The sequence below is a fragment of the Streptomyces cinereospinus genome (genome assembly GCF_042430725.1).
Classification (GTDB): Bacteria; Actinomycetota; Actinomycetes; order Streptomycetales; family Streptomycetaceae; genus Streptomyces; species Streptomyces cinereospinus.
Genome location: NZ_JBHMCY010000133.1, coordinates 1 through 8,317, shown reverse-complemented (window position 1 = coordinate 8,317; position 8,317 = coordinate 1). Strand labels below are relative to the sequence as shown.

6 protein-coding genes and 1 pseudogene are annotated in these 8,317 nt (G+C 73.6%); all 7 read right to left on the bottom strand.

From position 1 onward, the window contains the following. Positions 1-296: pseudogene (locus ACFF45_RS34770) on the bottom strand (hypothetical protein); the annotation flags it as partial. Beyond that, positions 293-3,124: an SCO1167/SCO6262 family helicase gene (locus ACFF45_RS34765; RefSeq protein WP_381351007.1), complete on the bottom strand. Its 2,832-nt coding sequence runs from the start codon at positions 3,122-3,124 to the stop codon at positions 293-295. The pseudogene ACFF45_RS34770 and the gene ACFF45_RS34765, both read right to left, overlap by 4 nt. Before the next feature lie 149 nt (positions 3,125-3,273). Next, the gene (locus ACFF45_RS34760; protein ID WP_381351006.1) at positions 3,274-3,867 is read right to left on the bottom strand and encodes a sugar kinase; all 594 of its coding nucleotides are present in this window, start codon (positions 3,865-3,867) and stop codon (positions 3,274-3,276) included. Continuing rightward, positions 3,864-5,009 (bottom strand): ROK family glucokinase, encoded by a 1,146-nt coding sequence (locus tag ACFF45_RS34755; RefSeq protein ID WP_381351005.1) that lies wholly within the window; start codon positions 5,007-5,009, stop codon positions 3,864-3,866. Before ACFF45_RS34755 ends, ACFF45_RS34760 begins: the two co-directional genes overlap by 4 nt. 177 nt (positions 5,010-5,186) lie before the next feature. Beyond that, positions 5,187-5,978: an ATP-binding cassette domain-containing protein gene (locus ACFF45_RS34750; RefSeq protein WP_381351004.1), complete on the bottom strand. Its 792-nt coding sequence runs from the start codon at positions 5,976-5,978 to the stop codon at positions 5,187-5,189. Continuing rightward, a complete protein-coding gene (locus ACFF45_RS34745; RefSeq protein ID WP_381351002.1) occupies positions 5,975-7,003 on the bottom strand; it encodes an ABC transporter permease in 1,029 nt (342 codons plus the stop codon). Before ACFF45_RS34745 ends, ACFF45_RS34750 begins: the two co-directional genes overlap by 4 nt. Next, complete coding sequence (locus ACFF45_RS34740) at positions 7,000-8,016, bottom strand: sugar ABC transporter substrate-binding protein (RefSeq protein ID WP_446697141.1); 1,017 nt, start codon at positions 8,014-8,016, stop codon at positions 7,000-7,002. Before ACFF45_RS34740 ends, ACFF45_RS34745 begins: the two co-directional genes overlap by 4 nt. Positions 8,017-8,317: the final 301 nt, after the last annotated feature.

Below are 8,317 nucleotides of genomic sequence, written 5' to 3'. Positions count from 1 at the left end.
GCGGCTTTCGGGTCCCGGCCGCCGGGCAGGTGCTGCCCCTCCTGAGCGCCCGGCGCACCCGAGGCGGCCGGAGCATCCGCGGCACCCGGATCCTCCTCCCGGCTCTCCCGCCCGCGGGCCGCCCGCAGCGCACGGCGTGCCACGTCGGCGGGCCGCGCCCGAGCCGTCTCGGCGACGGCGTCCGCCCAGTGCTCCGGGTGCTCGGCCGCTGCGGGCTCCGCCCCGCCCGGCACCCGGCTCTCCTCGGGCTCCTCGTGCTCGCCCCACGCCCGGGACCGTCGCCGCTCCCCCGTCATGACGCCCTCCGCAGCGACACCAGGTCGGTCAGCTCACGGTCCGTCAGCTCGGTGAGGGCCGCCTCGCCGGAGCCGAGGATCGCGTCGGCCAGGGCGCGCTTGGACTGGAGCATCTCCGCGATGCGGTCCTCCACCGTGCCCTCGGTGATGAGGCGGTGCACCTGGACGGGCTGGGTCTGGCCGATGCGGTAGGCGCGGTCGGTGGCCTGTTCCTCGACCGCCGGGTTCCACCAGCGGTCGACGTGGACGACGTGGCCCGCGCGGGTGAGGTTCAGACCGGTGCCGGCGGCCTTGAGGGACAGCACCAGGACCGGGGTGGCACCGTCCTGGAAGCGGTCCACCATGCGTTCGCGTTCGGGCACCGGCGTGCCGCCGTGCAGCAGGTCCACCGGGACGGCACGGCCGGACAGGTGGGAGGTGATCAGGCGGGCCATGCCGACGTACTGCGTGAAGACCAGCGCCGAGCCGTCTTCCGCGAGCAGCGTGTCCAGCAACTCGTCGAGCAGGGCGAGCTTGCCGGAGCGGGCGGCGAGGCGGTCACCGCCGTACGGGCCGTGCTCCTCCTTCAGGTACAGCGCGGGGTGGTCGCAGATCTGCTTCAGCGAGGTCAGCAGCTTGAGCACCAGGCCGCGGCGCGCCATGCCCCGGGCCGTCCCGATGGCCAGCAGGGACTCCCTCACCACCGCCTCGTACAGCGCGGCCTGTTCCCGGGTCAGCGGCACCGGATGGTCGGTCTCCGTCTTGGGCGGCAGCTCGGGGACGATGCCGGGGTCGGATTTCCTGCGGCGCAGCAGGAAGGGGCGGACGAGGCGGGCGAGGCGGGTCACGGCCTCCTGGTCCTCGCCGTTCTCCACGGCGCGCGCGTGCCGGGCGCGGAAGGACTTCAGCGGGCCGAGCAGGCCGGGCGTCGTCCAGTCCAGCAGTGCCCACAGCTCGGAGAGGTTGTTCTCGACGGGGGTGCCGGTCAGGGCGACGCGGGCGGACGTCGGGATGGTGCGCAACGCCTTCGCCGTCGCCGAGTACGGGTTCTTGACGTGCTGTGCCTCGTCGGCGACGACCATGCCCCACTTCCGCTCGGCCAGGGTCGCCGCCGCCGACCGCATGGTGCCGTAGGTGGTGAGCACGAAGCCGCCGTCGAGGCCGTCCAGGGTGCGTTCCGTGCCGTGGTGGCGGCGGACGGGGACGCCGGGGGCGAACCGCTCGATCTCCCGCTGCCAGTTGCCGAGCAGCGAGGCCGGGCAGACCACCAGGGTCGGCTCCGTGCGGGCCCGTTTCAGGTGCAGGGCGATGACGGTGACGGTCTTGCCCAGGCCCATGTCGTCGGCGAGACAGCCCCCGAGGCCGAGGGAGGTCATCAGGTCGAGCCAGGCCAGGCCGCGCAGCTGGTAGTCCCGGAGGGTGGCGCGCAGGCCGGCGGGCGGTTCGGCGGGCCGCACCCCGGCGGTGAGGCGGTCGCGCAGGGCGGCCAGCGCGCCGGCCGGCACCGCCTCCACCCGCTCGCCGTCCACCTCCGCGCTGCCGGTGAGCGCCACGGAGAGCGCGTCCACCGGGTCGAGCAGGCCCAGTTCGCGCCTGCGGGCCTTGCGCACCAGCGCCGGGTCGACCAGGACCCACTGGTCGCGCAGTCGCACGACGGGGCGGTGGGCCTCGGCGAGCGCGTCCATCTCGGCCTCGCTGAGCGGCTCGCCGCCGAGCGCCAGCTGCCAGCGGAACTGGAGCAGGTCCTCGCTGTCGAAGAAGCCGGTGCCGTCGGTCGCCGAGCCCGGCGCGGGCCGTACCACCGCGGCGGCCGTCAGGTCGCGGGCCAGGTCACGGGGCCAGTGCACGGCGACGCCCGCCGCGGCGAGCCGGTCCGCCGCGGTGCCCAGCAGGTCTCCCAGCTCGGGCTCGGACAGGGCGAGTACGTCGGGCACGTCCTGCTCGGCGAGCCGGTCGAGCGGGGGCCAGACGCGGGCCGCGCGCCGGACCGCGAGCGCGGCGTCCACGCGCGCGCGGGGGCCGAGGGCGGCGTCCGTGTCCCCCGCCCACAGCGCCGTCGCGTCCACCACGAGCGTCGGGTCGGCGAGGCTGTGCACCTGCACGACCGCCGCGCCCGCGCGGCGCACCCGGTCGCCGTCCTCGCCGGTGTCGAACAGGTCCTGCGCCGACAGGTCCAGGCGCAGCGAGATCCGCACGCCCGCGTCCATCCCGGCCACCACCTCCGCGGCCCAGTCGTGGGCGGCGGGCAGGGGCTGGGGCGCGCGGGCCGCGAAGGGGCCGCCGCAGGCGTGTGCGGCGGCGGGGGTGCGCGGCAGGGTGTCCGCGACCGCGTCCAGGAAGGCCCGCACCAGCGCCTCGGGCTCGGGCAGCCGCAGCGGGCCCGGTCCGGGCAGCGGCACCGCGTGTCCCTCGTGCGGCAGCGCGGCGGCCACCGCTCGCAGGTGGGCGATGTCCTCGGGGCCGAGGGGGCCGGCCCGCCAGGCGTCGTGCCCGGTGGGCGTCAGCCCGGGCAGCAGCCGGCCCCGCGCGACCAGCCGCAGCGCGTGCAGGGCGGCCGCCCCCCAGCAGGCCGCGGCGGGGTGGGCGGCCGGGTCGTGCCGGGCCCGGATCAGCGACGGCAGCGCCTCGTCGACCGGCAGGGTCAGCGCCGGGGCCGCCCTGCGGCGGACACCGGCCCCGTGCGGTCGTACGACGGTCAGGGGCGCGGACGCGGCGCCGGGTGCCGTCGGCAGGCTCCCGCCGTCCGGGTCCCAGAAGGCCACCCGGCCCTGCCGGGGCACCGGCGCGGGCAGGAAGACGGCCGCCAGCCGCACGGGCACGCCCGCAGCCGCGCCCACGGTGTCGCCCATACGTCCTGTCACCTCCCGCCCGCACCTCGGATCAGTCGTCTTCGACTCTACGGGCGGGCTCTGACAATCGGCCCCGACGGCCGCTCCCCGCGGACGGAGGGACAGCACGGGCCGGGCGGACGGAACGGTATCGGGAACGCGCGGACCGGTCAGGGGACGAGACGGGAGACGACGTACACCATCGGGTACGTGGGATTGCTCGTGTTCACCACGATGTCCTGCGTCGGCCTGGGGTTCTTCTGCTCGTGCACCAGGCCGAAGTTCGCGCCGGGCCGGGCGCCCGCGCCCGGGAACCGCCAGCCCGTGACGAGCCGGTCGCGCGAGCCGATGGTGATGTCGCCCCTGGTCAGGTCGGCCCGGCTGACGCCCACCTGCGTGAGGAAGGCGTCCAGTCCGGCGTGCGTGGTCTGGAACTGCACGTAGAGCCGGCTGGTCCTCCAGTTGTTCGTCTCGTACCAGGCGACCTTGCTGGCCGGACGCGGTATCGGCACCTGGTACAGCCGCCGCTGCACCTTCGACGGCCAGCCCCTGGTCAGCCCGCGCGCCGAGTACTTCTCCTCCTTGTCCTTGCCGCTGTTGCGGCTCTGGTTGGCGGAGATCACCAGGTAGCCGGCGGGGATGCCGATGAGCAGCACGATGATCAGCAGGCTGAGCGCCCGGCGGCGGACCACGTGGCGGCGGTCCCCGGCCGGCGCCCGCTGCTCGCCGGCCGGACCGGCCTGGAGCGGCAGCGCGCCCGTCACAGCGACTCCCGGCCGCGGCGGGCCTGCGCGTACCGCTCGTAGCGTTCGTAGCGCTCCACCCGGCGCCGTTTGGCACGCCGGAAGCGGCGGGCGACCAGCCGGGCGAGGTCGGCGGCGCCGACCATGCCGGCCTCGGGGCCGAGCTGGGCGCGGACGATCCGGGCCTCGGGGCGGTAGCCGCGGCCGGTGAGGTGCCGCTTGAAGGCGTCCCGGGCGGGGCCGATCAGCAGGTCGTCGGCGGCCGAGACCCCGCCGCCGATCACGAAGCAGGACGGGTCGAGGGCGGCGGCCAGGTTGGCGATGCCGACGCCGAGCCACTGGCCGATGTCCTGGAGCAGTTCGATGCACATCGCGTCGCCCTCGCGGGCCAGCTCGGTGATCATCGGGCCGGTGATCTCCCCGATGCTGCCCTTGACGTGCTCGATGATCCCGTACGCCACCGGGGAGTCGGCCGCCGCCAGCTCGCGGGCCTCCCTGACCAGCGCGTTGCCGGAGCTGTACTGCTCCCAGCAGCCGCGGTTGCCGCACGGGCAGCGGTGGCCGCCGGGCACGACCTGCATATGGCCGAACTCGCCGGCGACGCCGAACCTGCCGCGCTTGACCTGCCCGTCCTCCAGGATGGCGCCGCCGATGCCGGTGCCGAGGGTGATCATGACGAGGTGGTCCTCGCCGCGCCCGGCGCCGAAGCGCCACTCGGCCCAGGCGGCGGTGTTGGCGTCGTTGTCGACGAGCACGGGGACCGCGAGGCGCCCGGCGATGCGGTCGCGCAGCGGCTCGTTGCGCCAGGACAGGTGCGGGGCGAACAGGACGCGGTTGCGGTCGGCGTCGACCCAGCCGGCCGCGCCGATGCCGACGGCGTGCACGTCGTGCCGGTCGGACAGGTCCAGCACCAGTTCGACGATGGTGTCCTCGACGACCTTGGGGCTCTTGGACTTGTCCGGGGTCTCCGTGCGGAGCTTCTCCAGGATGTTGCCGTCGGCGTCCACCACGCCCGCCATCACCTTGGTGCCGCCGATGTCGATGCCGACGGTGGGCACGCGCGGCGCGGTCAGGTGGGACCGGCGCTCCCGGGTGCCGATGGTTCTGAGGGCGGGGGCACGCCGGGAGCCGATGGGGGCGGTGAAGGTGCCGTAGGTGCTCATCGCCGCCGATTGTGCCCCACGGGGGTGCGGGGTGCCGAACCCGCGGGGTCCCGGTGCGCTGCCGGGTGCGGCTGCCCGCGCCGCCGTCGCCGCCCTCCGGGCGGCGACGGCGACGGCCGGACCGGGCGTCAGGGCGTGTCGCCCCGCGACGCGGGCATGATCCGAACGACACACCCCCTAGCGGCGTTGCAGCTCGTGGCGCAGGTCGTCCAGCTCGGTCCCGCCCGCCATCTGCCGCGTCAGCTCGTCCAGGGTGATCTCGTCCCGCCCGTGGCTGCCCACCATCGTGCCGCGCTTGAGCAGGACGAACCGGTCGCCGACCAGGTACGCGTGATGCGGGTTGTGGGTGATCAACACAACACCCAGACCCTGGTCTCGTGCCGCCGCCACATACTTCAGGACGACCCCGGACTGCTTCACGCCGAGCGCCGCCGTCGGCTCGTCCAGGACGAGGACCCTGGCGCCGAAGTGGACGGCCCGCGCGATCGCCACGCACTGCCGCTCGCCGCCCGACAGGGTGCCGATGGGCTGGTCGACGTCACGCAGGTCGATGCCCATGCGCAGCAGTTCGGAGTGGGTGGTGCGGCGCATGAGGTCGACGTCCATGCGCCGGAAGGGGCCGGCGCCCTTGCGGGGCTCGGAGCCGAGGAAGAAGTTGCGCCAGACCGGCATCAGCGGGACGACGGCCAGGTCCTGGTAGACGGTCGCGATGCCGCGGTCCAGGGCCTCGCGCGGGGAGCCGAGCCGGGTCTCCTCGCCGTCGACCCGCAGGGTGCCGCCGTCGTGCTGGTGCAGCCCCGCGATGATCTTGATGAGGGTCGACTTGCCGGCTCCGTTGTCGCCCAGCACACAGGTGATCTCCCCCGCGTGCACTTCCAGGGAGACGCCTTCGAGGGCGCGGACGGTGCCGTAGTGCTTGCTGACGCCGGCCAGCTCCACGCGTGCCGTGCGTTCCGCCGCTTGCGTCACTTGGCCGCCTCCGCGCGCTTGCGGACCCAGGCGTTGAGCAGGGTCGCGAGGAGCAGCATCGCTCCGAGGAAGAACGTGAACCAGTCGGGGTTCCACTCGGCGAAGACGATGCCCTTGCTGGTCATGCCGAAGATGAGGGCGCCGACCGCCGAGCCGATGGCGCTGCCGTAGCCGCCGGTGATCAGGCAGCCGCCGATGACGGCGGCGATGATGTAGATCAGCTCGTTGCCGACGCCCTCGCCGGACTGGACGACGTCGTAGCTGAAGAGCAGGTGCTGGCCGGAGATCCAGGCGCCGAACGCCACGCCCATGTAGAGGCCGATCTTGGTCCGGGCGACCGGGACACCGACCGCGCGGGCCGCCTCCTGGTTGCCGCCGACCGCGAAGATCCAGTTGCCGGCGCGGGTGCGCAGCAGGATCCAGCCGGCGAGGGCCACCAGCGCGAACCACCACAGGATGGTGATCCTGAAGTCGACGCCGCCGAGGGTGAGCGTGGAGGCGAAGACGTCCTGCGCGGTGGGGAAGCCCTCCATGTCGGCGATGGTCTTGGTGGAGACCGTGCCGGAGATCAGCTTGGTGAAACCGAGGTTCATGCCGGTCAGCATCAGGAAGGTGCCGAGCGTGATGATGAAGCTCGGCAGCCCGGTGCGGGTGAGCATGAAGCCGTTGAAGGCGCCGACGGCGAGGGTGACCAGCAGCGAGACGCCGACGCCGGCCCAGACGTTGGCCGTCATCTGGAAGCTGAACATCGACGAGATCAGCGCGGACGACGTGACCATGACGCCCGCGGACAGGTCGAACTCGCCGCCGATCATCAGCAGCGCGACCGGCACGGCCATGATGCCGATCGTCGAGGACGCGTACAGGACGGTGCTCAGGCTCGACACCTGAAGGAAGCTGTCGGCGGCCAGGGCGAAGAAGAGGAAGACGGCGGCGGCGCCGACGACCGAGCCCAGTTCGGGGCGGCCGAGCAGCTTGCGCAGCCCGGAGGCGCGCACGGGCCTGTCGTCGGTGAGCGCGGTCATCGGGTGCCCCGCTCGGTGTACTCCGCCAGCGCGCCCGCCTGGTCCTTGGTGATGATCTGCGGGCCGGTGAGCACCGGCCGGCCGCCGCCGAGGACGTCGGCGTTGTACTTGTACAGCCACAGCAGGTCGACCGCCTCGTAGCCCTGGAGGTAGGGCTGCTGGTCGACGGCGAACCCGAGGGTGCCGTCCTGGAGCCCGGCGGCCACCTTGGCGTTCAGGTCGAAGGTGTCGATCTCGGCGTCGCTGCCGGCGCCCTGCTTGGCCTTGACGGCGGTGTCGGCGTACGGCGCGCCGAGCGTGACGACGGCGTCGACCGAGCCGTCGGACTGGAGCCTGGCCTCGACGGCGGACTGCACGTCGGGCATGTTGGTGCCGGTGACGTAGAGGTTCTGCACGGTGCCCTCGAAGGTCTCCTTCAGGCCGGCGCAGCGCTGCTCGTGGCCGACGTTGCCCTGCTCGTGCAGGATGCAGAGCGCCTTCTTGCGGCCGCGCTCGTTCAGCTCCTCGCCGACCGCCTGGCCGGCGACGGTCTCGTCCTGGCCGATGTGGGTGAGCGCGCCGAACTCCGCGGACTCGGCGGAGCCCGAGTTGACGGTGATCACCGGGATGCCCGCCTTGACCGCGCGGGCGACGGCGGCCTTCATCGCGTCCGGCTTGGCGAGGGTGACGATGATGCCGTCGACCTTCTTGTCGACGGCCGCGTCCACCAGCTGCGCCTGCTGCTGGGCCTCGTCGTCGTGGGAGTAGAGGAAGTCGATGTTGTCCTTGACGGCGGCCTGCTCGGCGCCGCTCTGGACGATGTCCCAGAAGGTGTCGCCATCACCCGAGTGGGTGATCATCGCAAAGGTCCAGCGGGGGGTGTTCACCGCCGCCTTCCCCTGCGCGGCCGCGGCCTCGCGGGCGTCCTCGGCGCGTTTGCCGCCCGTGCTGCTGCACCCCGCGAGGGACGCGCAGAGCGTCCCTGCCACCGCGATGCCTACCCAGGTGCGAAACCCGGTCCGAAACCGTGCCACGAGGCCGTGCCCTTCTCGCTGTGTTCTCGCCGCGTTCTTCTCGCCGCGTTCTTCCGGTCCCCACGGGGCCGGCCGTCCCGCCGCCCCCAAACGCCCCAGTATCGAACACGGGGGCCGTCGGGGGCCGCCCGGGGAGCGGGACCCGGTCGCCTTGTCCGGACATTGCGACGAACCCCCGCGCCAGACCGGTCCGCCCCTCAGGGCCGTACGAGCAGCTGGAACTCGAAGGAGTAGCGGGCCGGGCGATAGTAGTGCTTGGTCAGGTCGGCGTGTCCTTCGGTTCGGTGTGGCGTTGAAGGGG